28 protein-coding genes are annotated in these 22098 nt (G+C 68.2%); 5 read left to right on the top strand and 23 right to left on the bottom strand.

All coding sequences use genetic code 11. From position 1 onward, the window contains the following. Positions 1-72 precede the first annotated feature (72 nt). Positions 73-1425 carry a glutamine synthetase family protein gene (locus tag ACQP2X_RS08820; RefSeq protein ID WP_498695642.1) on the top strand — a complete coding sequence of 451 codons (1353 nt, stop codon included), beginning with the start codon at positions 73-75 and terminating at the stop codon, positions 1423-1425. 77 nt (positions 1426-1502) lie between these two features. Here the strand turns inward: ACQP2X_RS08820 and ACQP2X_RS08815 are convergent, their stop codons facing one another. From ACQP2X_RS08815 to ACQP2X_RS08725, 19 genes are all read right to left on the bottom strand, one after another. Then, positions 1503-2771, bottom strand: coding sequence for a tyrosine-type recombinase/integrase (locus ACQP2X_RS08815; RefSeq protein ID WP_498695640.1), 1269 nt, complete (start codon positions 2769-2771; stop codon positions 1503-1505). Between the two features lie 77 nt (positions 2772-2848). Then, on the bottom strand, positions 2849-3067 hold the full coding sequence (locus tag ACQP2X_RS08810) for a helix-turn-helix domain-containing protein (RefSeq protein WP_498695638.1): 219 nt from the start codon (positions 3065-3067) through the stop codon (positions 2849-2851). A 480-nt stretch (positions 3068-3547) separates the two neighbouring features. Then, positions 3548-5128 carry a hypothetical protein gene (locus ACQP2X_RS08805; protein ID WP_498695636.1) on the bottom strand — a complete coding sequence of 527 codons (1581 nt, stop codon included), beginning with the start codon at positions 5126-5128 and terminating at the stop codon, positions 3548-3550. Beyond that, positions 5125-6078, bottom strand: a complete 954-nt coding sequence (locus ACQP2X_RS08800) for a bifunctional DNA primase/polymerase (protein ID WP_498695634.1) — start codon at positions 6076-6078, stop codon at positions 5125-5127. Before ACQP2X_RS08800 ends, ACQP2X_RS08805 begins: the two co-directional genes overlap by 4 nt. Before the next feature lie 361 nt (positions 6079-6439). Then, complete coding sequence (locus ACQP2X_RS08795; RefSeq protein WP_498695632.1) at positions 6440-8125, bottom strand: DNA cytosine methyltransferase; 1686 nt, start codon at positions 8123-8125, stop codon at positions 6440-6442. Next, positions 8119-8448, bottom strand: coding sequence for a hypothetical protein (locus tag ACQP2X_RS08790; protein WP_498695631.1), 330 nt, complete (start codon positions 8446-8448; stop codon positions 8119-8121). The genes ACQP2X_RS08795 and ACQP2X_RS08790 overlap by 7 nt, the downstream gene beginning before the upstream one ends. Beyond that, entirely contained in the window at positions 8445-8822 is a 378-nt protein-coding gene (locus tag ACQP2X_RS08785) for a hypothetical protein (RefSeq protein WP_498695630.1), read from the bottom strand. The genes ACQP2X_RS08790 and ACQP2X_RS08785 overlap by 4 nt, the downstream gene beginning before the upstream one ends. Next, the gene (locus ACQP2X_RS08780) at positions 8819-9160 is read right to left on the bottom strand and encodes a hypothetical protein (RefSeq protein WP_498695628.1); all 342 of its coding nucleotides are present in this window, start codon (positions 9158-9160) and stop codon (positions 8819-8821) included. Before ACQP2X_RS08780 ends, ACQP2X_RS08785 begins: the two co-directional genes overlap by 4 nt. Beyond that, on the bottom strand, positions 9157-9600 hold the full coding sequence (locus ACQP2X_RS08775) for a hypothetical protein (RefSeq protein WP_498695626.1): 444 nt from the start codon (positions 9598-9600) through the stop codon (positions 9157-9159). Before ACQP2X_RS08775 ends, ACQP2X_RS08780 begins: the two co-directional genes overlap by 4 nt. A 201-nt stretch (positions 9601-9801) precedes the next feature. Beyond that, positions 9802-12075, bottom strand: a complete 2274-nt coding sequence (locus tag ACQP2X_RS08770) for an FtsK/SpoIIIE domain-containing protein (protein WP_498695624.1) — start codon at positions 12073-12075, stop codon at positions 9802-9804. Next, a complete protein-coding gene (locus ACQP2X_RS08765; RefSeq protein WP_498695622.1) occupies positions 12072-12461 on the bottom strand; it encodes a hypothetical protein in 390 nt (129 codons plus the stop codon). Before ACQP2X_RS08765 ends, ACQP2X_RS08770 begins: the two co-directional genes overlap by 4 nt. Next, positions 12458-13156, bottom strand: a complete 699-nt coding sequence (locus tag ACQP2X_RS08760) for an NUDIX domain-containing protein (RefSeq protein WP_498695620.1) — start codon at positions 13154-13156, stop codon at positions 12458-12460. The genes ACQP2X_RS08765 and ACQP2X_RS08760 overlap by 4 nt, the downstream gene beginning before the upstream one ends. Positions 13157-13247: 91 nt before the next feature. After that, complete coding sequence (locus ACQP2X_RS08755) at positions 13248-13457, bottom strand: hypothetical protein (RefSeq protein WP_498695619.1); 210 nt, start codon at positions 13455-13457, stop codon at positions 13248-13250. Positions 13458-13492: 35 nt separating this feature from the next. After that, positions 13493-13645: a hypothetical protein gene (locus tag ACQP2X_RS08750; RefSeq protein ID WP_498695618.1), complete on the bottom strand. Its 153-nt coding sequence runs from the start codon at positions 13643-13645 to the stop codon at positions 13493-13495. 82 nt (positions 13646-13727) lie between these two features. Then, entirely contained in the window at positions 13728-13895 is a 168-nt protein-coding gene (locus tag ACQP2X_RS08745) for a hypothetical protein (protein ID WP_498695616.1), read from the bottom strand. Next, positions 13895-14047 (bottom strand): hypothetical protein, encoded by a 153-nt coding sequence (locus ACQP2X_RS08740; protein ID WP_498695614.1) that lies wholly within the window; start codon positions 14045-14047, stop codon positions 13895-13897. Before ACQP2X_RS08740 ends, ACQP2X_RS08745 begins: the two co-directional genes overlap by 1 nt. Before the next feature lie 91 nt (positions 14048-14138). Beyond that, a complete protein-coding gene (locus ACQP2X_RS08735) occupies positions 14139-14951 on the bottom strand; it encodes a DUF2637 domain-containing protein (RefSeq protein WP_498695612.1) in 813 nt (270 codons plus the stop codon). Continuing rightward, on the bottom strand, positions 14948-15319 hold the full coding sequence (locus tag ACQP2X_RS08730) for an RRQRL motif-containing zinc-binding protein (RefSeq protein ID WP_498695610.1): 372 nt from the start codon (positions 15317-15319) through the stop codon (positions 14948-14950). Before ACQP2X_RS08730 ends, ACQP2X_RS08735 begins: the two co-directional genes overlap by 4 nt. Beyond that, a complete protein-coding gene (locus ACQP2X_RS08725; protein WP_498695609.1) occupies positions 15319-15567 on the bottom strand; it encodes a DUF6284 family protein in 249 nt (82 codons plus the stop codon). The genes ACQP2X_RS08730 and ACQP2X_RS08725 overlap by 1 nt, the downstream gene beginning before the upstream one ends. A gap of 369 nt (positions 15568-15936) precedes the next feature. Between ACQP2X_RS08725 and ACQP2X_RS08720 the strand changes: the two genes are divergently transcribed. Both ACQP2X_RS08720 and ACQP2X_RS08715 read left to right on the top strand, forming a co-directional pair. Continuing rightward, positions 15937-16713 carry a GntR family transcriptional regulator gene (locus tag ACQP2X_RS08720; RefSeq protein ID WP_498695608.1) on the top strand — a complete coding sequence of 259 codons (777 nt, stop codon included), beginning with the start codon at positions 15937-15939 and terminating at the stop codon, positions 16711-16713. Then, complete coding sequence (locus ACQP2X_RS08715) at positions 16602-17246, top strand: GNAT family N-acetyltransferase (RefSeq protein ID WP_498695606.1); 645 nt, start codon at positions 16602-16604, stop codon at positions 17244-17246. Before ACQP2X_RS08720 ends, ACQP2X_RS08715 begins: the two co-directional genes overlap by 112 nt. Here ACQP2X_RS08715 and ACQP2X_RS08710 read toward each other — a convergent pair. Next, positions 17243-18178, bottom strand: a complete 936-nt coding sequence (locus ACQP2X_RS08710) for a restriction endonuclease (protein ID WP_498695605.1) — start codon at positions 18176-18178, stop codon at positions 17243-17245. The two genes, ACQP2X_RS08715 and ACQP2X_RS08710, sit on opposite strands and share 4 nt — an antisense overlap. 423 nt (positions 18179-18601) lie before the next feature. Here ACQP2X_RS08710 and ACQP2X_RS08705 point away from each other — a divergent pair, with 423 nt between their 5' ends. Next, entirely contained in the window at positions 18602-19027 is a 426-nt protein-coding gene (locus tag ACQP2X_RS08705; RefSeq protein ID WP_498695604.1) for a DUF350 domain-containing protein, read from the top strand. 114 nt (positions 19028-19141) lie between these two features. Here ACQP2X_RS08705 and ACQP2X_RS08700 read toward each other — a convergent pair whose 3' ends face one another. Both ACQP2X_RS08700 and ACQP2X_RS08695 read right to left on the bottom strand, forming a co-directional pair. After that, positions 19142-19774 (bottom strand): M50 family metallopeptidase, encoded by a 633-nt coding sequence (locus ACQP2X_RS08700; RefSeq protein WP_498695602.1) that lies wholly within the window; start codon positions 19772-19774, stop codon positions 19142-19144. Positions 19775-20228: 454 nt separating this feature from the next. Continuing rightward, complete coding sequence (locus tag ACQP2X_RS08695) at positions 20229-21029, bottom strand: helix-turn-helix domain-containing protein (protein WP_498695600.1); 801 nt, start codon at positions 21027-21029, stop codon at positions 20229-20231. Between the two features lie 45 nt (positions 21030-21074). Between ACQP2X_RS08695 and ACQP2X_RS08690 the strand changes: the two genes are divergently transcribed. Next, positions 21075-21458: a nuclear transport factor 2 family protein gene (locus ACQP2X_RS08690; protein WP_498695598.1), complete on the top strand. Its 384-nt coding sequence runs from the start codon at positions 21075-21077 to the stop codon at positions 21456-21458. On the opposite strand, the gene ACQP2X_RS08685 is transcribed toward ACQP2X_RS08690, so the two are convergent. Then, a complete protein-coding gene (locus ACQP2X_RS08685; RefSeq protein WP_498700863.1) occupies positions 21443-22087 on the bottom strand; it encodes a response regulator in 645 nt (214 codons plus the stop codon). The genes ACQP2X_RS08690 and ACQP2X_RS08685 overlap by 16 nt on opposite strands. Between the last annotated feature and the right edge of the window lie 11 nt (positions 22088-22098).

Here is a 22098-nt window from a genome sequence, read left to right as displayed (position 1 = left end):
GTCGGCGTAATGTCGGCGTAACCGGACCAGGGAAGACTGGCCTGCTAGGCCACCATCGACCAGGAGTGAACGTTGGACCGACAGCAGGAGTTCGTGCTTCGCACTCTCGAGGAGCGCGACATCCGTTTTGTCCGGCTCTGGTTCACCGACGTGCTGGGCACCTTGAAGAGTGTGTCCGTCGCCCCGGCCGAGCTCGAGTCCGCCTTCGAGGAGGGCATGGGCATCGACGGCTCGGCCATCGAGGGCTTCGCCCGGGTCTACGAGTCCGACATGGTGGCCATGCCCGACCCCACGACCTTCCAGGTCTTCCCGTTCGAGGGCGGGGCCAGCGGCGAGAGCGCCCGCATGTTCTGCGACATCCTGCTGCCCGACGGCAGCGCGGCCTGGGCCGACCCGCGCCACGTGCTGCGCCGGGGCCTGGCCAAGGCGGCCGAGAAGGGCTTCACCTTCTACACCCACCCCGAGGTCGAGTTCTTCCTGGTGCAGGACGGCCCGCTCGACGGCTCGCTGCCCATCCCGGTCGACTCCGGTGGCTATTTCGACCACACCACCCACTCGATCGCCCGCGACTTCCGCCGGCAGGCCGTGCTGGCCCTGGAGCGCATCGGCATCTCGGTCGAGTTCAGCCACCACGAGGTCGCGCCGGGCCAGCAGGAGATCGACCTGCGCTACGCCGACGCGCTGACCACGGCCGACAACATCATGACGTTCCGCCACGTGGTCAAGGAGGTGGCGCTGTCGCAGGGCGTGCGGGCCACCTTCATGCCGAAGCCGTACACCGACCAGCCCGGCAGCGGCATGCACACCCACCTGTCGCTGATGGAGGGCGAGCGCAACGCCTTCTACGACGCCGACGACCCGATGAAGCTGTCCAAGACGGCCCGCTCGTTCATCGCCGGCCTGCTGGTGCACGCCCGTGAGTACACCGCTGTCACCAACCAGTGGGTGAACTCGTACAAGCGGCTCTTCCCGCTCCAGCTGCCCAACGCGATCACCGAGTCCCCCGCCTTCGTCAGCTGGGGCCACCTCAACCGCTCGGCCCTGGTCCGGGTGCCCGCGTTCGGCAAGCCCAGCTCGGCCCGCGTCGAGGTCCGCTCGATCGACTCGGCCACGAACCCCTACCTGGCCTTCGCCGTCATGCTGGGCGCCGGCCTCAAGGGCATCGAGGAGGGCTACGAGCTGCCCCCGGGCGCCGAGGACGACGTCTGGTCGCTGTCGCCGGCCGAGCGCAAGGCCGCCGGATACGAGGCGCTGCCGGAAAACCTGTCCGAGGCCATCGACGTGATGGAGAAGTCCGAGCTGATCGCCGAGGTCCTGGGCGAGCACGTGTACGACTTCTTCCTGCGCAACAAGCGGGCCGAGTGGGAGCAGTACCGCCGCGAGGTCACCCCTTACGAGCGACAGCGTTACCTGGGCGCGCTGTAACAGCAGGTCAGAGACCCTGTTGAAGTACGTCGTGTGATCGGAGGCCGGTGGGACTGTCCCACCGGCCTCCGACTCGTTTAGGGCTCCTGGGCCGTCTGTGGGCCGTCGGAGTGAACAACGGGTCGGCCGTACACGCGGTCCATGGCGTTGCGGGCGCGGGTGTCGCTGCTCGGCATCAGATGCGTGTAGACCCGCAACGTGAACCCAGGGTCGCTGTGCCCCAGGTACGTGCTCAACGCCTTGATGTTCTCCCCCGCATCCAACAGCACGGATGCGTAGAAGTGCCTCAACGCGTGCATCCCATGTTCGCGGGCTGCCTGGTGACGTCGTCCTCCGCTCTCCGGCGGCGGGATGACCTCGGCGGCGACCAGCGCAGGTTTCCAAACGTAGGTATTGAAGTCGCTCCGCCGGACGGGCCGGCCATCGGCTGTGGTGAACATGAGTCGCTTGGTGACTAATGCGCCATCGGGCCGGAGCCAGGGAAGCGTCACCAGGCGAGGCGGGAACTGTTTCACATGCGTTCGGAATGCGTCGGCAACGGCGGGAGCGAGCGGCACATCACGGAGCTTTCCTCGTTTCGGCGGAGCGAAAACAAGATGTCCACTCATGTCTTTGACCTGGCAACCCACATGAAGCCACCCTGTTTCGAGTCCGGCGTCATCGACGGAGAGGCCGAAGACCTCTCCTTGGCGCAAGCCGCACCCTCCTGCCGCGTCCACCATTGCTTGGAATCGCGGAGGGAGGCCAGCACGGACACTGAAGGTCCGGACGGCACTCCACGGGCGCACCCTGCTCGGTGAAGCTGAAGGCACGGTGACGGAGCGAGAGCGACAGGGATTCGTCTTGCGTATGCGGTCCTCGATCGCGGCCATGAAGATTCCCGAGACGTTGCCGAAGATGACGTGACGATAAGAGGCCGCAGGAACCGCCGTCTCTAGCTCGCTTAGCCATTCCCGGATGTGGGAAGGCTCGAATGAGTCCATCGGGCGCTTGCCAAGGTAGGGGATCGCGTGGAGCTGAATTTGCGACCTGACAGAGGCACGGGTACTCGGATCAGATGTCAGCGTGGCAAGCCACTTTTCCGCGTACTGCCCGAAGGTTGTTCGGCCTGCCTTGGGGTCGATGAAGTCACCATTGGACATGTCGGCCTTGATCTGCGTTAACCACTCCTCCGCCCTGCGCTTCTGGCGATCGGGAAAAGATTGACTTTGCTCGCTGCCATCTGGGCCGACATACCGAGCGCGATATCGAAGGCCGATGCCGAATCGGTCGGTCTTGACACGTCGATGCTTGCCGTTCTCGTCTTTTTCGGTCTTGTACCAACGGTCTTGGATATGACCCGCCATAGCTGGTGTTCCTCTTTCGCGACGAAGTGAGAACGGGATCTGCGGCCGGTAGCCATTTCGGCGACCGGCCGCAGAAGTCAGACGGCTTTGGTGGTCTGCTGCTCGGTCCAGACGAGGACGGCGTCGAGGTTGTAGCGGATATGACGGCCTACGCGGAAACCTGGCGGCCCGGTGTGCTTACGGCGCCACTGGTAGATGGTTTCGACCGAGGGGAGTTTGAGAAGGTCAGCCAGTTCCTCCGGGGTGAGGAACACGGGCTTGTGTTCCATAGCGGAATCCTGGGTCGGCGTGGTCACAAAAGCCTCCTGGACGCGGGCCGTCTGCTGTGCAGAACGGCCCTGGGCGCCCGTTCTGCACGCGAGGGGTGTTCGGGGGACCTTGGCGGTCCTGGGTTGACACAGCGGCCCTGAGCGGGCCGTTGAGAGCGCCGTATAGCCAAGATCCGTGCAGGGTTGGTATGAAGGGATAGCCCGATGCCTCTGTGTGGCTCTCAGGCGGTCGAGTTTCGGTGCGGTGTCGAATCGGTCTGGGATGGCTGAAACATCTCCGCATCTCCGCAGCAGGCCGGTTGACCTGCGGTTTTGTGCTGCGGAGATGCCGAAATCCCATCTCCGCGCATCTCCGCATCTCCGCATGATCTTGGGATGGTTGGGGTTGCGGAGATGCGGAGATGTGCGGAGATAGGTTCGGTCGCATCTCCGCAGCCTGTTTCGGCTGGTAGAGGGACCTTTCGTTGGCGGCTTGCGGAGATGCGGAGATGTTTCAGCGGTTTGAGGTCATCCGTCGTGCTGCTCGACGTGGAACACGGACCGGTCGCCGCGTTCGGAAGGTTCGGCGCGGAGCACGTATTCGCCGCGCCACCTGCCGTTTTGGCCGGTGAGCATCCGGCCGAGGACGATCGCATTGGGCAGCCGGCCGTTCTTGGTGGTGATGAACAGCCCGTCCCACGGATCGTGCAGTTCCCCGCCGAGCTGCACCGGGTCGGCACTGGCCCGCAGCTTCGCCGCGGTGACCGGGGTACTGCCGTGGCGTTCGTGCCAGGCCGACAGGAACCCGCGCCAGCGGGTGGCGTCCTCGTCGACCTCGCGCACGTCGGTGATGTTGGTCAGGAACCCGTCGACGTCGTGATGAGCGAGGAACCCGCCGAGGGCTTGTGCCCACGGGGTGAACTGCCGCATCGACAGGCCACCGGAGCGCGGCGCGCCGGCCCGCGTCCAGTCGAGCACCAACACGAGCAGGTGCCACAGCACGGTCATCTGGTTGGCCGGGATGGTGATCCACTGGTCGAGGTGCGGGATACCGAACCCTGACTGATCCCGTGACTCCGGATGCGGCATGTTCGGGTCGAGGTGCACCCGTACGGTGCGCGACGCCATATCCCCGCCGACCTGAAGGTTGTTGCCGGTGGCCATCCACAGCCGGTCGTTGACCGACGCAACGTTGCGCGACGCCCCGAGCTGCCGATCGGACCATTCCCGCTGCGTGATGAGCTGGGCGAGAACGGCGGAGTCGATGACGGTGCCCTCGGCCAGGTTGTCCCAGATGACCACGCCGACCTGCTCGGCGAATACGGCCGTGATCGATTTGCGTAGCTCGCCGTCCTCGTCGGGCCAGGTGAGGATCTTTTGGCCGTAGAGCATGCCCGGCCCGCCGGTCAGGATGCTCTTGCCGGAGGCGGGCATGGTCGCGTCGATCAGCCCGAACGGGGTCAGGCTTCGGGTGAAGTGCCGCAGGATCGGTGTGGCCAGCAGCGCGACGTAGTTGGCCCGGTCGGCCGGCGACGACCACGGGAAGTCGCGCAGGAACCGGCCGAGCAGGAACGTCCGTGCGGCGGCCACCTGCTTCGGGGTCGGGACGTCAGGTACGGGCGGTAGATCGACCTTGGAGGCCAGGTAGAGGCCGGTCGCCGGGTCGTATCCGGCCGCCTGCAATAGGGTGCCGTCGCGGCGCAGCACCGGCGCGCCGATGATCGCCCGCAGGGCGGGCACGCCGGGCCACGTCTTGCCCGCCAGCACCGCCGAGAGCACCTCCCGCGGCGGTGTGCACTCTTCGTCGTAGGGCTCCATCTCCCCGTCGGCGTTCTTGCGGTGCTTGATGCGGTACACGGTGGCGTACTCGGCGAGCAACCCGGCCAGCCCGGCCGGGTTGAGCGAGCTCGCGGCGATCGGCAGCGGCGAGTCCTCGTCGGCCGCCCCGGCCAGGCCACCCGAGACGGTCTCCATGTGGACCAGCTCCCCGGCCGACACGTAGGTGTCGGGAAGCAGGCCCCCGGTCAGCTCCCGCTTGAGAGTGCGGATCGTCTCCGGGCCGGTGCCCACCTTCACCCGCCGCCGCGCGGGAGTGGCGTCGTCGCTCATGCGACCCTCCTTGGGCGTCGTGCCCCGGCGAGTAAGCCGGAGCGGATCGTGCGGCTGGCCTCCCGCTCGGACAGGCCGATCGCCGTCGCGGTCGGCGTCAGCGCCTCGGTCACCTCGGCCTCGGACAGGGCGCCACCCGCGGCGAGCTGGCCGAGGGTCTGCGCGGCCATGAACAGCGCCGCGTTGCGGCTTCCGACGGCCGCGCCGGCGAGCCGGTCCAAGGTGCCGTCGATCGCCGCCCGCACATACGCGCCTCGCCTATATGCGGAGAAATCGCCCTGTACCTTGCGCGGCTCGGCCGGGGCGGCCGGGCGTAGCAGAGCGGCGAGCCAGCCGGGCAGTACGAGCGGCGGCCGGTCGAGCACCGTCCGGTACGCCCGGCCGCCGGTGGTCGAGCCGGGCGCGACGACGTAGCCGCCGTGCGCCCGGGTGTCGATCAGATAGCCGAGGCCGCCGCGCTCGCCCTGGGTGTTGCGCAGCGCAGGCCCGGCCGGATGAGCGAAGTACAGGTGCCGCCCGCCGCTTCCGGTCTCCACCGTGTACGTCTCGGGCAGCGGTTGCCTGTGCTCGCGGCACAGGTCGGTGAACACTTGCAGGCCGTGCCGGTAGCGCTCGCCGCCGGGCGGCGGCACGGTGGCGGCTTTGGGCACGTCGAGATCGATCACCACAAGGCCGGCGGGGCCGCAGGCGATACCGATGTTGTACGGCGAGCGCGCCCATGCCCGCCCGATGCGCGCCGGGTCGGTGGTGGCACGGGGCTCCCACCCGGTGTGCCCGTCGCGGCAGCGCGGGTCCGTGCCGGTGCATCGGTCGGCGCCGTGGTCAGGGAAGGCGGGCCGCTTGGCCTGGTCGGGACCGTGCGGACGGTTGTCGGGGCGGAGCGGGAATACGTGCCACCCGCGGGCGGCGTGGCCGAGGGCGGCGGCCCGCTGCGGGCCGGGGTCGAGCATGGTTCTCCTCCTCGATCAGGGCGGGTGGGCAGCGGCCAGGGCGGTGCCTGGTCGGGGTAGCGGTCGGTCAGGTCGCGGCGGCGGGCGATGCGCAGGGCGCGTTCCTCGGCGCTGATCGCCGGGGCGGCCGGGCAGGCGAACACGTCGTGCACCCACGTCAGGTGCGCGGCATGCGAGGTCGAGTCGGCCGGGCCGTTGGCGGCGCAGTTGATGCACGCCCACCGGATCACCCGCCGCCCACCATCCGGCCGGCCGGCGGGGTCGCATCCGGGGTGGGTGGTGTGCCCGCCGTCGGCGGCGGCCGGGTGCAGCGGGATGCCGCACCCGGCCGCGCATGCCAGCGCGGCCGGGGCGGCGCGGCTCACGCTGCGAGGTCGAACTGGTCGCCGGTGATGGCTTCGACCACGGCGGCCACCAGATCACGTGCGGCCGGTGGGGTCACCGCGTTGCCGAGCATCCGCACGCGCTCGCGCTTGGTGCCCAGCAGCACATACCCGTGCGCGAAAGCCATCCCGGCGCGGATCTCGTCCACCTCGAGCATCCGGAACGTGCAGTCGTCCACCGCCAGGTCCACACCGAGCAACGCGTCGCCCTGCACCGTCGTCTGCGCCGGCAACGGCATGTCGAGCGGGCGCAGCGTCCGGCCGTCGTACGGCATCAGCAGCCCCTGATGGGTGCCGCCCGCGGCGAATGTCAGCAGCGGGTGCTCACCGGCGAGCTTGGCCACCCCGTTGTTGCGCACCGGCACCACCAGCGCGTTCTCGTGCCGGGCCGTCTGCGCCCGCAGTGGCGCCGACACCGGGCGGGCCTGCTTGCCGTCGCGGCCCTCTACCGGCACCAGCAGCGGCTCGATCAGGGCGTGGTTCCCGCCGTCCGCGACGATGGTCGCCAGCGGCTCCTCCAGGCGGCTCGTCCTGGCGCGCCCCGACCGCAGCGGCGCGAGGAACGGCGGGCACACGACCCCTTCGGTCTCGCGGGTGGTGCGGGTCCGCATCGGCCGGTCCGCAGGCGAGGCGGACTCGTTCAGGCCGCCACCGCAGGGCACCAGCATCGGCGGGCACGCCACCGCCTTCGACGCGGTCGTGTGCAGCGCCGTCAGCGGACGGTCCACCGGCCACGACCGCACACCCGGCCGCCGCTCGAACGTGTGCCCCGCCGCCTCCAACGTGATCGGCTGCGCGTACCGCTTGAGACCGGCCTCGATCCGAGCGACCGTCTTGGGCTGCAACGGCTTGGCGCGGTCGCCGATCCGCTGGCCCTGGATCGACCAATCGATCGCGGCGGCGGCGGGCAGCACATACGGCTGCACCCGGGCGCCCCGGCAGCGCAGCGCCGGGCACCTGAAGTGATATTGCTGGCCGTAGCGCATCGCCCGCCGCTTGCCGGGCTTGGCCACCATGACCGCCTGTACTACGCCGCACGTGTCGCACCACGCCCGCGGGCGGGTCCACTTCGCGAAGTCGGGCCGCTTGTATTGCTTGCGCCAGAACACGAAGTAGACGCGGTCCCGCAGTTGCGGAGCACCCGGGCCGAGCGTCGCCGCGAACGCCGAGTTCAGCACCACGATCTCGTGGTCGTAGCCGAGCTTGTCCATCCGAGCGAGCCACTCGTCGAGGTGCTCCCACATGAGCACGTCGGTGACGTTCTCCACCAGCACCGCCCGGTAGCGGTGCACCTCGGTGAAGCGGGGCACGTCCTGCATCAGCATCCGGGAGCGGTGGGCGGCCTCGTCGGGCAGCGGCTCCGCGTACTCCTCGCCGAGCTCAAGCTGTACCGGCTTGCCGTCGTAGTCGACCTTCTTGCCCCGGGCCACCGACCAGTTGGTGCACTCGGGCGAGAACCAGCCGATGTCTGTGGTCGGATGCCGACGCGGGTCGATCGCGGCGATGTCGGCCACGTCGTGGTCGGCGTGCGGCAGGTTTGCGTTGTGGGTGGCGATGGCCAGGTCCCAGTGGTTGGCGGCCATGCGCACCTGCACCCCCGGGACCTGCTCCATGCCGGAGGAGGACCCGCCGGCACCGCAGAAGTAGTCCGCCACGGTCAGCACGTCGACTCACCCCCGAAACATGCCGGGTCCAAGCAGGCAGACGCTCCACGATGGAGGGCAGCAGGCACCGACAGCTCGTAGAGGCGGTCGCTCGGATCACTGCCGGGGCGACATGCGGGGCGGATCTCGTCGCGGAACGGGGTGCTGCCGTCGAACTTGGTCGGCGCGCCCATCTCCGTGCCGTCGGGGCGGTGGTAGAGGCGTTCGATGCGGTGGGCGCCGGGGTCAGCCGGGAAGCGGATCGAGACGGCGACGAATCCGGTCAGCCACTCGTTCTCGGGGATCATGGCGATACCGGGCGCGGCGCCGGTGATGGTGGTCACGCGGTCACCTCCGGCCGCTCGGCGCGGATGTTGCTGCTGTAGCTGGAAAGCGCGGCGTAGTCGGCCATCTCGGCCTTGGTGACGTAGACGGCCCGGTAGGCGACCGGCCCGAACCGGCGTCCGGCCTGGAAGTGCGTGGTGTGCTCGGTGATCGGCGCGCCGCCGGTGCCGGTGACCTCGGCGCCGAGGGCGGCGGCGATCGCGGACAGGTTCGTCAGCCCGGCCGCGTCGTCGTCACCGAGCACGCAGTAGAGCACCTTCATGTCGGCGTGGGCGGGCACGTCGGGGTGCTCAGCGAGGAAGTCGGCCAGGGCGTGCAGGCCGTCGGTGAGCGCATGACGGGTGGTGTCGGTGGGGTTGGTCGTGGTGGTCATGCTGCGGGCCTCCGATCGAGGGCAGGACGGTCGGCACGGGTGGGCAGGACCCGCGGCCGGGCGATGACAGCGGCGAGCAGGTCGCCGAGCAGCCGCAGCAGCGTGGCGAGCTGGGTCCGGGCGGTGTCCTCGCGCCCGTGTAGCGGGATCCGGATGAGCACCTCGGCGTAGTCGACGTCGCCGGCGCGGGTGCGGGTCATGACGGCCCGACCGCTTCCCCGGACGGTCACGACCGGCCGGGCGCGGTGCGTGTCGATGCCGCAGGTGTGGTCGCGGGCGCACCAGTCGGTGTGGGGTGTGGGCTGACGCTGCATACGGCGGCCGGCGCGCAGGTTCATCGGTTGCCTGCCTCGTGGTCGCTGTTGTCGCGCAGGGCCTCGGCGTAGCTGCTCGGCGTCATCGGCCGTGCCGGGCGGGCGTCGGGTGCGGTGGGAGCGGTGTAGGTGGCGCGGCGGTAGGTGTTCATCACTCGACGTCCCCATCGCATTCGGACGCCTTTGCCCCGGCAGGCGCGGCACGCGCGGGTGCGGCGCCGTGCGTGGTGGCCGGTGCCGTGGCATCGCAGGCAGCGGGCGTACGGAGTGCGCGAGCACTGCACGCGGTAGACCATCGCGCCGAGGGCGGCGACCGCGAGGCCTGTCCAGGGGTGCCCGAGACAGGCCGCGAGGCTACCCAGAGTGATCAGGGACAGTCCGGGCGCGGCGCGGGCGGCGAGCCATAGCAGGCCCGTAATCAGGGCGAACATTGCCCATAGCGGGTTGCGGGTAGGGGTGGTCACCAGGGCCTCCAGAGCGGTTTTCGGGTGTGCGGGGCCACGCCGGGCGCTAGGAGCGAGTCGGCTGGTCTGGTTCGGTTTTGGGGGCGAGGGTGGGGGCTAGCGGACCCGCGAGGCCTCGCGGGATCACCCGCTAGGCCTCGCGGCCCGATCTCCGCCGATCGCCGATGTCGCCGGGCCGGTTTCCGGCCCACCGGTCGCCCGTCACTGACCTCTCTTGTCGTCACGCTCGGTGATTGCGGCGTCGAGATGGGCGAGGCGGATGCCCTTACGGGTCTTCTCGATCCCGGCGTCGACCGGGGCGTCGGCCGGGCGGACTTGTCCGACGTCGACGGTGGGCTGTTTCCAGCCGGGCGCTTCGGCTTTGAGCGCGGCCATCAGCGCGGCCTGCGACTTCCACCGGTCGGAATGCCGGGTGTTGACCCGATGGAAGATCACGTCGCCGTGCAGGGCGATCTCGTCGCCGATGAACACCGCGCGCACGTCGTCGAGCGCGCTGTGCGCCGGTGCGGTCTCGACCTGCTCGACGATGCCAGCCGCCGCACCGATCAGGGTGCCCGCCTTGGTCCGGCCTTCCAGCGCCGTGGCGACGATCCGCTTGACGTCGGGGAGCACGAACGTAGTGCGTACCCGCACCGGCTCGCCGCCCTCGGAACCGATGTACCAGCAGGAGCCCCGGTCATCGGCGGCGCTGCCGGCCGCGCCGCGCCGGAACGCGGTCGCGTCCACGCCGCGCTTGTAGGCTCCGGTACCCAGGATCATGTCGTTGCCCGGCTGGCCGTTCTGGTGGAACGCCACCCGCACGATCGGCAGGGAACTGATCGAGGTCGGGATGGTGTCGCTGTCAGTGCGCTGCGAAGCGATCTCGACGTGGATGCCGCACGCACGGTCGATCTTCATCAGATCCGTCAGCAGCGCGGCGATCTCCTTGCCGTAGATCGGGTCGCCGAGCCCTTCGTGCACCTCGTCGATGATGACCAGGATCCACGGCATCTTGTGCTTCTTCGACCGGGCCAGCCGGTCGGTGAGCGCCGCCGCGTTGTTGTCCAGCAGTTCCGAGCCGACCTTCTTCAGGTCGGTCAGGATCTGTCGCCGTCGGACGATCTCCCGCTTCAGGGCGGTGAGGTAGCCGACCAGCATGCGGGCGGTCTCGGTCGGGTCGGCGTCAGCGCCGTAGGCGTAGCAGACCGGCTCCAACTCGGCGTAGTCGCCCATGCCCTTGAAGTCGAACACCGCGAGCTGCGCGCCGTCGACGTCGGCGGCGGCCAGGCACGCCAGCCCGATCAGGTAGGCGGTCTTGCCCGAGCCGGGGGTGCCGGTGGTGATGCCGTTCGCCCCGGGCAGCGGCCAGCGCACCGGCCGGTTACGCGGGTCGTAGCCGATGGTGCACGGCGCGCCGACGTTGACCGGCTTGCCGAGGTAGGCGAACCGCTTCGGCTTGGTCTGCCCGGGGTCGATGTCGAGCACCAGGATCTCCACGTGCCCCGGCACCCCGGTGGGGGCCTGCGACAGGTGCACCATCGCCGGCGGGCGCTTCAGGCCACCGGCGATAACGATCGACTTAGCCATCACCATCTGCGTGGTCACGCCCGGAATCGGGTGAGTCTCGGCGATCTTCCCGCCCGCCGCGTCGTCGCGGAAGATCACATCGACCGGCGAGTGCCCGGCCTTCACCACCTCGCGGAACTGGGTGATCCCCGTGGCCAGCAGCGCGCCGGTCACAGTGTCGTGGGTGACCGGCGGATACGGCGACGGCTCCCGGAACTGCGGCAGGAACGGCGCGGTACGCGCCCGGCCGTACCAGACCAGCCAGCACCCAAGCGCCACCCACCCCGCCATGGCGGCGTGCCCGAGATTACTGCGGATCATGTCACCTCGGCCGAGCCAGATCAGCAGCCCGACCAACCCTGCCAGCGCGACCAACGGCAGGATGGTGCGGGAGCGGACCACCCGGCGGCGGTCCTTGACCTCCCGGTGCCGCTCGGCGCGGGCCTTGAGCCACGCGTCCACATCGGCCTTACCGTCCACCGCCCCGGCCGTCTGATCGGCGATGGCCAGGGCCTGCCGGTCGTCGACGTAGTCGAAGAAATCGGTCACCGAGCGAGCGATCCCCCGGAACCACCAGCCCGACGCGCGCAGAGCCCACGGGATCAACACGGCGATCGTGTTCCACAGGTAGCGCCACTTGTAGGTCCACAGCCGGTGCAGCTTGTGCTTCCAGCCGACCGCCCACGCCCACTGCTTCAGCTCCGGCGGTGCCTCCATGACCTGCGCGGCCACGATCTCGCCTTCGAGCACCTCGGCATCCGCCGAGCCGGACTCGTCGGGCACCACGTCGTCGGGCACCTCGGCCGGGGCCAGAGCAGCGGTCTCCCGGCGCTGGCGGGCAGCCTCCAGGTCCACCACCTCACCGAGGTCAGGCTCGACGACGGTCCGGTCGTCGTCTTTCGGGTCAGGTCGCTGAGTCTGGATGCTCATGATGCGGTCTCCCTTCCGCCTGTCGTGCCTGGGTCTGCGAGGGGGTAGAGCTGCGAAGTTGCGATCAGGTGCGGGTAGCGGCCGAGGTCGAAGCGGGCCACGAACGCCAACACCGGATCGGGCAAGCTCACCCGGGCGTACTCGTCGGCCGTGTCGAGCCGCGCCGCGTCGTCGAGCACCGTCACGCAGGCCAGTCGAGGGTCGGTGGCGAGCAGGTACCGGGCGATCGGGCAGTCAGCCGCGACGTCCGGCCGCCCGGTGTGCCCGGCGGCGGCCAGGGACGCGGCGACCTGCTGGTGGGTGGTGCCGAGCGCGCACAGGGCACGCTCGGCGATCTGGGCCGGGGCGGTCTCGTCGACCGGCACGAGGACAGCCGGTGCGGTCATCGTGCATCTCCGCGTCGGCCGAGGATGGCGGCGAGCATCTCCCGGTGAGCCGGGAAGAGTTGGCCGCCGACGTTGCCGTGCAGGCAGTTGAGCAGAGATTCGTAGGTGCGCGCGGGGATCCATTCCGCGCGGGCCGCGTCGTCGGCGGCGCGCGGCTGGGGGAACTCCGACAGGCTGTCGAACCGGCCGAGGTCGATGCGGACCGGGACGGTGACCATCCACGCCTCATCCGAGGCGCGCGGGTCGGGCACGTACCGAGGCGGCATAGCGCGCGCCCAAGGGTCCGCGCCGTTGACACGGACGCCGGTCTCTTCGCGCAGCTCGCGGACAGCCGCGTCGAGGGGGGTCTCACCGGGGTCGACGAACCCGCCGGGCAGTGCCCAGCCGTGCCCGTCGGAGCGCTCGATCAGCAGCAGCCAGCGAGTACCGGTGCCGTCGGTGGCGGTGACAACCGCGTCGGCGGCCAGGGCTTCTCCCCAGTGCCCCAGCTCGTTACGGCCGTAGCGGATGCCGGTGCTCTGGCACGGGTTGACCGGCCGGCCGTCGATGATCTCGAACGGGATTGCGGCGGTAGCTTGCCGCGTGGGCCAGTCGATGCGGGTCGGATCGGTCTGCGGGTCGGCCCATCCCTCGGCGAGACCTCGGGTGAACACGTCGGGGTGGGTGTAGGTGCGCGGGGTGTCCTGCGGGACCATGAGGTCCCCTCTCCTGTGTCGATGGGACGCGGGGTGAGGACCGGCGGCACGGCACGTGCTTGCGAGGCTGAGGCCGTGCCGCCGGGCGGCTCTAGAACGAGATCGTGATGTCGCCGATCACGCCGTCGGTCTGCACACCGACGCGGGCGTTACCGCTGACCACGTTCGTCACGCGGCCCTTGCCGGCCGGCGGTTTCGGCGTCTTCGGGTCCTTGCTACGGCCGGCCGAGCCGACCTGTCCGGCCTGCACAGCTACGGTGTCGTTGCCGGAAGCGATGTTGACGGTGGGCTTCCTACCCATGCGCATCTCCTAAGATCAAGTGTTTCTGCGGTCGGTCAGTTCTGATCGGCCTTGCGCTTCTGCGCAAGGGTCGCCTTCCGGCGACGGGTGGCCTCGGCGCTGAGCAGTGGCGGAGCGACACTCTCCGCGCGCTGACGCAGGTCGGCCCACTGCTGGTCAGTGATCGTGTTCGGCACTCGCTTGGCCATCGGCGTTCCTCTCCTGCCGCCACTCTGGCGGCCACCGCACGCGGAACCCGTTGTCCTGCAACGGGTTTCGCGACGGAGACGGTCAGCGGCCTTTGCGGAAGGTGCGGATGGAGTCACCGAGACCGAAGCGGCGCTTGGTGGTGCCCTCGTAGTAGAGGCCGCCCTTGGTCCCGGACTCCTCCATGACCACGTAGCGGTCCCGCCTGTCGAGGTCGATGGCGAAGGTCTTCTTCTTCAGACCCACGGTCATCACCCGCCGATCGAGCGGCGGCCGGGGCCGGCGGCGACAGCGGCCTTCTGCCGCTTGGCGTCGGCGGCACGGGCGGCGTCCTGCGCCCGGCGGATCTCAGCGGCGCTGCGCTCGCTACCGGCCGGGCTGGCGCTGAACTGGTTGCTTGCCATACTGGTGACCTCCCAAAGGTCTGGTGACTGGATGGGGTGACCGACGGTCCGGCTCGTGCTTGCAGGCTTGGGGCCGGGCCGTCGGGCGGATCTAGGACTTGGTGTCGATCAGGGATCGGATGCGACCGCCGATCTCGACGAGGCTGATCGAGGCGACCACGATCAGACCGTCGACGCTGAGCGGCAGCAGGTAGGGCGACGCGCCCGTCTCGCCGTACTCAACGGCCACACCGACCATGTGCCAGTACGACACCCACGCGGCGATCCCCGCGATCACCCCGGTAGCGATCAACCGGGCCACCGAGGCGATACCTCGCCGCGCCGGAACCCGCGAGATCAGATCGACCGTGAGCAGCAGCGCCAGCGGCGACCACGCCGACACGGCCCGGCTGATCATGTTGTCGTCCGCGTGCAGCACGTTGCCGGCCAGCGACGCGGCGATGCCCAGCACGAACACCGCACGCACGGCCCAGCCGAGCCGCTTGAGCCGTGTCACGGCGTCGCTGTCGGCGGCCGGGGTTGCGGGAGCCGTGGAAGCCGTCGGGGCGGTCGCCGGGGTGACCGGCGTGGCCACGGCTGCGACCTCATCAGGCGTCGCCGTGTCGTCGGCCGGCTCGGGCGCGTCGGGCGTCTCGGGCACCAGGTGAAGCGCCGGCCGAGGGGCGAGGGTTCCGCGGATTTGGAGCGCCGCGTAGGTGTCCTTGACGTTCTGGTCACGCTCGGCGAGTCTGCCCAGCTCGATAAGCAGGTCGCTCGCCTTCGGCCCGCCGATCTTGAATTCCTTCATCAAGCGATTCCGCGACGGCAGCTCTCCGCCAAGGGTCTTGGTCAGCTCGATGGCCTTGGGCAGCAGCTCTTCGACGGTCGCCGGGTAGGCGCTGCGGGTGGTGGTCGGGGCGGTCATGCGGCGGCCTCCAGGGATGCGCAGGAAAGACACTCGCCGAGCGAGCGCGGGATGACGTAGGGCCGCACGCGGCGGCAGGTCGGGCAGGTGCGACGCGCTCGCATGGCCTTGGCCAGAGCAGCGAGCACAGCCGGGGTGGCGACACGCTTGGGCCGGGCCAGATCGAGGCGGTAGAGGTAGGCGGCTCGGATACCGCCGACGCCACGCCACAGAATCTGTGCGGCGATCGGCTGTCGGCCGGGGCACAGGCCGCGTTCACGCAGTTGCCGGCGCGTGGCGTAGCCGTCCGGGGCACCCCGCCACCAAAAGGTGGGGATGCCGTACCGGTCGCCGTCCGGGTCGTGGAACGCGGCCCGGACGCGGGCCATCAGGCCGCGCGGCGCGGGTCGGTGCTGCGGGCGTGTCGGCGGGCGACGTAGGCGAGGGTTTCGCGGATGACGCGGGACTCGGTCCGGCGCAGCCGTTGCCGGTCCATCTCGCTCGTGCCGCCGCGCTCGTCGGCGGTCAACATGCTGATCTCGGCGTCGAGCCACGCCATTTCAGCGTCGATCAACGGCTGTTCGGTCTCGATCGCGGCCAGGTCGGCGGCGGTCGGCTCGTCGAAGTGGTCCCCCACGGGGTGTCCTCCAAGAAAGGGGTCAGCGCGGCACCAACCAGCGGCTACTGCCGCGCTGACCAGCGGAAATCAGGGAAGGGATGTGCCGACCTGAGCGACACGCGTTGACCTTTTCGACCGTTCGATACGGCTACGGGGAGGTCACGGCCCGCTATCCAGTTCTCAACCAACAAGCGCTCGGCGGGACGATCACGAACGGTGCAGCTCTTGAGCCACGTCCGCCGTGTCGGAGCCCGGCCGGCTCTACCGGATAGCCTGTCTGTACTGACTAGACAATACCGATGTGCTGAAGGTGCCAGACGGCCTGATGCGGTGTCAAGGGATTCTGCCTAAGCTGTCTAGACAAAGATCGGCAGGGAAGGTGACGGCATGGCCGTGAGCAGGCAAGGCAGGACGTCCGTGTGGGCTCAAATCGCGGAAGACTTGCGATCCAAGATCTCCGACGGCACGTATCAACCTGACACCCAGCTACCCACTGAGGCTGACCTCACCTCTCAGTACGGGGTAGCACGCGCCACGGTGCGGCAGGCGTTGCTAGCCCTCGTGAACGAGGGGCTGATCGTTCCGAAAGCGCCTCGCGGGTACTTCGTCCGACTGCGCGAACCACTCTTTTACCGGCCTCAGCAAGAGTTCCGGCCGCAACCTGTGACGCCTGAAATGGATCGGTTCATGGCCGACCATTCGGCTGAAGGACGAGAGCCTCAGCAAACGATCGAAGTGTCAATCGTCGAACCGCCAGCGGACGTCAAGAAGCGCCTTAAGCTGGCCGACGGTGAATTGGCCGCTGTTCGTAGACGTGTCCGCTACCTTGACGGTGAGCCGTTCCACACTAACGACAGCTACTATCCGCTGAAGTTCGTTCAAGACACTGAAATTATGCGACCGGCAGACATCGCGAGAGGCGCTAATCAGGTCTTGGCGGAGAACGGCTATCCACAGGTACGCGCACTGGACGAGATTTATGTGCGGATGCCCACGCCCGACGAGATCCGGAGGCTCGATCTGGGTCCCGGCACGCCGATTGCTTGCCATATATGCACCGGGCTGTGCCCAGACGGCACGCCGGTACGCGTCGTCGTAAACGTTCTACCAGGCGACCGTCATGTCATCGTGTACGAGCGCGGCGGAATAGACGCGGCGAAGTGATGGGGCGACTTCGAGTACGCCTTGCCTCCGAAGACGATGTTGAATCGCTAGTACATCTATACGGTCAAGCGCAAGCCTGGCTGGCACAAAAGGGCACGGACCAGTGGGCAACGAATACACCCGAGCAGATCCGCAAGAGAGTTGTGCAATCGATTAGGGAGGGAGAGTGCTACGTCGCCTACCTTACGGGGCAGCCAATAGGAATGATGACGGTCGACGGATTTGCCGATCCCGAGTTTTGGATGCCCGAGGACTTGCCATCTGATGCCCTCTACGTCCACCGGATGGTCGTCGATCGGTTCATGGCCGGCATGAATGTAGGCGGCAAGCTGTTGGACTATGCGGAAGCCGTCGCTGCCGAGCGCGGTAAACGATGGCTTCGACTTGATGCGTGGCGGACAAACGCATCACTCCATACCTACTATCTTAAGCAGGGGTTTGAGCTGGTGCGCACGGTCAGCCTAGACCACCGAGGATCGGGAGCGCTTTTCCAGCGTTGTGTTGCAATCGAGAAGAACGGGACGATCCTTTAAAGCATCTCCCTTGGCGGCATATAACAATTTCCTGTCTCGTTCATATGACGCTTCTTAAGGCGCAAGGCATCGTCTAGACGGAGCCTGCCGTCTAAAATGTAGTAAAGGTCTTCTCCTGTCATAGTGATAAACGGAGTGGAGTGCTCATACTCTTCGCGTGCGTCACTTGTGAAGTCGTTGACGCTAATGTACAAGCCGAGCGCGTTCCTTCCTTTGCGTCGAATTTTCCCCGCAAAAATATCTACCTGGTCTCTTCCTACTGGCCTGTTCCACCACTTCGCCTCCAAAATATAGTCATCGGTGTCGAACGAAAATGCGCCGTCGATTTGCTCACGCGCAAGCGAGTAGGACGCACGCGGCTCCAGATCGAAGAGACCGAATAGTCGATTCAGGAAGCGCTCGAACTCGATGCCCCGCCCGTGGGGATCAGCGCTTGCACTCAAGGTCATAAATTGATCCTTGAGCTGCTCAAGTGTCTGGGAAAAATTCCTTACACGTTCGTTTTCGCGTGCAGCCTGCTCCCGCTGCTTCGCGTTGCGCTCCCACTCCTCAATTTCAGATCCATGTCGCCGGGTCCAAGCCTGAAGTTGAGCAACAGCGAACCTAGCGGATTCCAACTTCTCCTCCCGGTCTCGTTGGATCTCCAGGTTCGGGAAGGAATCCATTTTCGCTAGTGTAAGCATGATCGATAACGTGACCTCTTGATAACGATGCTCATTGGCCATCAGAGCGTCGACAAGCCGGCCGGCTGATTCTCGTTTCGTTTCATTGGTGAAGTCTAGGGAAGTGAGCAGCTCAGGCGCGTCCCGCAAAAGGCCACGCACTAAACGGGCAAAAGCTGGTTTATTCCACACGACAACGGCCAGTGCATCAGCAAGAGCGTTATAAGCATTCGGATCAATTCGCTTGGGTGTAGAACGACGCTCCGACACGCATCTCCCCCTTGCCCAAGGCTCCCTCTTGTAAGACGAGAGTCTATGGGTGACTGGCGATGTTGCCCAAGACCAAAACTAGCTTGTAATGACACGATCCGTGGGCAACAGCACGACATGGTCCATCAACGTTGCACACGCCGGCTTCCGCCGTGCGGGGCCGCCTGTGGGCCGCCCGGGGGTAGCCAACGCTGACAAATGACGCCAGACGGCGACGGCTCCGCTAGCAGGTCAATGGCGTATAGGGTCGAGTCAGCGCAGGTGGGCAAAGACGAACGCCACTTCCTGCGCAACAAGCGGGCCGAGTGGGAGCAGTACCGCCGCGAGGTCACCCCTTACGAGCGGCAGCGTTACCTGGGCGCGCTGTAGTTATGTAGACGCCTTCTTGTACGGTCTCTCCTGACATCACGTGAAGGAGAGGCCGTGCTCGAGGATCTGTTGGAAGGTGCTGGCCGCAGCATCGTTTTCGGTATCGTCGGCATCGGCCTCATGGCCGTCGGCTACCTGCTCATCGACGTGCTCACCCCCGGCAAGCTGCGCGACCTGATCTTCGTGGAGCGCAACCCCAACGCCTCGCTGCTGCTGGCGGCCAACCAGCTGGGCATCGCCGCCATCGTCACCACGGCGATCTTCACCAGCTACTCCGACTTCGGCCAGGGCCTCGCCTCCACGGTCCTGTTCGGCATCATCGGCATCGGCATCATGGGCCTGGCCTTCCTGGTCCTCGACTGGATGACCCCCGGCAAGCTCGGCGAGGTCATCTGCACCCCCGAGCGCCACGGCGGCGCCCTGGTCAGCGCCGCTTCGCACTTCGGTGCGGCTTTGATCGTCTGCGCCTGCATCTCTTAGACGTACGCATCACTTAGACGTACGCATCCTGGACCCGAGCCCGCTCCGTCGGGCCCGGGCAGGCGCGTCCCGGCCTCTCTGCCGCGGCTGCCGGGCTGTCCTGCAACGAAAGCTTCAGGCATTCCGCAGGAGCAGCCCCCCACCCCAGACGAGCGCGACGACGGTGGCGGCCAGGAAGACCACGGCCCAGATCTCCCGCGGCACCAGCGTCCGCCGCCGCAGCACGTCGGCGTCGCCCCCTTCGATGGTGTAGTCCCGCCACGTCATGAAGACGAGCATCCGCTGCACCGCCCCGATCAGCAGCAGCCACACCCACATGTGCGCGTAGAGCTCCTGCACCGGCCCGTCGGCCTTGGTCGCCATCATCCAGACCAGCACGATCAGCCCCGGCACGATCAGCCACCCGACGATCCCGCGCACCGCGATGAGCATGAGCAGGAGAAAGGCCAGGCTGGCCCACAGCACCCCGTCGATGTGCCCGTGCAGCAGCATCCAGGTTCCGGCCAGCCCGAACATCGAGGGCCCCAGATAGCCCGCCATGGTCACGAAGATGTCCACCAGCCACGGCAGCGCCTCTTTGGGCTCGGTCGACCCGGCGCCGGTGCGCTCGAACCGGATCGCCTTGACCGCCCGGAAGAGCAGAACAGCCAGCAGAGCATGCCCCGCCTCATGCGCGATCACGACGACGAACTTGCTCACATACCAGAGCGGCACCGCCAGCACCCAGGCCAGCAGAGCCGCGGTCAAGGCAACATTCGACCCCGCCCCCACGCTGGCAAGCTAACGACACCCACCACCACCCCACCACGGCCCGTTCAGCCGACCCGTTCTGCGCTGACCGGTACTCGACGAGCCCGCCACGGCCGCGGTCCGACCCACGCAAGCGCCCACCGCCGCCGCCCCGCCTCGCCGCGATGGCCTCCGAGGGCAGGAACCCAAGCGTCCTGTTCGTGTCCGCCCCATTGGTGTCCGAGGTTCCGTCACACACCGCGTGGGCTCTTGCTCTCATTGTCGGCATCCCCATCGCTGAGAAACTGATCGCTTTGCGCCTCCTCGATGAGCTGCCGCGTCCGGGTGGAAGGTGATCGCAAGCGCTGTGATGCGGTGACGTATCGCAACCCGACTCGCCGCCGGACAGCACACCGGCCCGCTCACGGGAGGGGGCGAGCCGCGGATCAGGTCAAGGATCAAGGAGCGGTCGTCATGATTGCCTCGCGGTGAAATACGCGGCGCTCTCGTCGTCGGCCGGGTAGTAGGACTCGATGGCGACCTCGTCGAGGGTGATGTCGAGTGGGGTGCCGAACGTGGTGATGGTCGAGAACAGGCGCAGTTCGCGGCCGTCGACGCGCAGGATCATGGGGATCAGGACGTCGGCGTCGACGCGGGGGCCCGGGGCTGTGGCCAGCAGTTCCTCGTAGAGGGCGGTCAACTCGGGATCGGGCGCCGTCGCGAGCTGGCGGCCGATGCGGGTGCGGAACACCGACCGTACGTCGCCCAGATTGACGATCATGGGGGCGAAGCCGCGCGGGTCGAGGGCCAGCCGCACCAGGTTGACCGGCGGGCTCAGCAGTGCGGGGTCGGCCTGGGCCAGGAACGGCTCGACCGCCCGGTTGGTCTCGACGATGTTCCAGCCCCGGTCGAAGACCAGGGCCGGGTACGGCTCGTGCGCGCGCAGCACCCTGCGCACCGCGTCCCGGGCCGCCGACAGTGCCGCGTCGTCCAGCGGGCGCCTCTGGTAGCGGGGCGCGAACCCGCCCGCCAGCAGCAGCCGGTTGCGGTCGCGCAGCGGCACGTGGAGCTGCTCGGCCAGCCGCAGGATCATGTCGGCGCTGGGGCGCGACTTTCCCGTCTCGACCAGGCTGATGTGCCGCGCCGACACGTCGGCGGCGATGGCCAGGTCGAGCTGGCTGAGTCCCCGGCGCTGCCGCCACTGCCGCAGGTGCTCCCCGACCGTGTCCACGTCGATGGAGCGTACGCATTCTGGCGACGTACGCCATGACATGCCGTTTCATCGACAAGCCGGCACGTGCCGAAAACACTGGTGCCCATGACCAACAAGAGCATTGTCGAGCGCACCCTGACCGGCTTCGTCGAGACCGGCGACGTCGACGTCGTGGCCCGCGCTCTCAGCGACGACTTCCGCCACCACCGCCCCGGCCCGATCACCTCGACCAAGCAGGAGTGGCTGGCCGCCCTCGGCAAGGCCCAGGCCCCGCTGGCGGGCATGCGCGTCACCATCACCCATCTGCTGGCCGACGGCGACCACGTCGTCGTCCATTCGCGGCGCGGCCTGCCCGCCGGCGGCGCCGAGATCGCCGTCATCGAGATCTGGCGCCTGGCCGACGGGCTGATCGTCGAGGGCTGGGAACTGATCGAGCCTCTGTCGCATGTTCCGGCCAACCTCGAATGGTGGGCTCAGCCGCCGAGGTGACGGAGGACGGCCAGGACCCGGCGGTTGTCGGTGTCGGACGGGGGCAGGTCGAGCTTGGTGAAGATGTTCGCGACGTGCTTCTCCACGACGCCGGGGGTGATGACCAGAGCGGCCGCGATGCCGGCGTTGGAGCGGCCCTCGGCCATCAGGGCCAGGACCTCGCGCTCGCGTGGGGTCAGGGTGGCCATGCCGGTGGTCTCCCGGCCGGCCCGCATCAGGTGGCCCACCACCTCCGGGTCGAGGGCGGTGCCGCCGGAGGCGACCCGGGTCAGGGCGTCGACGAAATCGGCCACGTCGGCCACCCGGTCCTTCAGCAGATATCCGACGCCCGTGGGGCGGTCGGCCAGCAGGCGGGTCGCGTAGCGGGTCTCCACGTACTGGGAGAAGACCAGCACGCCGACCGTGGGATGGTCGCGGCGGATGTCGATGGCGGCGCGCAGGCCCTCGTCGGTGTGTGTCGGCGGCATGCGGATGTCGATGATGGCCACGTCGGGCACGGCGGCGGCGATCGCCGCGCGCAGCGCCTCCGCGTCGGCCACCGCGGCGCAGACCTCGAAGCCGCGGTCGGTGAGGAGCCGGACCAGGCCCTCGCGCATCATCGCGGCATCCTCCGCGATCACCACCCGCATGGACATTCCCC

The organism is Actinoplanes sp. CA-131856 (genome assembly GCF_050956135.1).
In the GTDB taxonomy this organism is placed as follows: domain Bacteria; phylum Actinomycetota; class Actinomycetes; order Mycobacteriales; family Micromonosporaceae; genus Actinoplanes.
The sequence above is the reverse complement of the archived record's forward strand: the minus strand, read 5'-3'. Positions and strand labels throughout refer to the sequence as shown.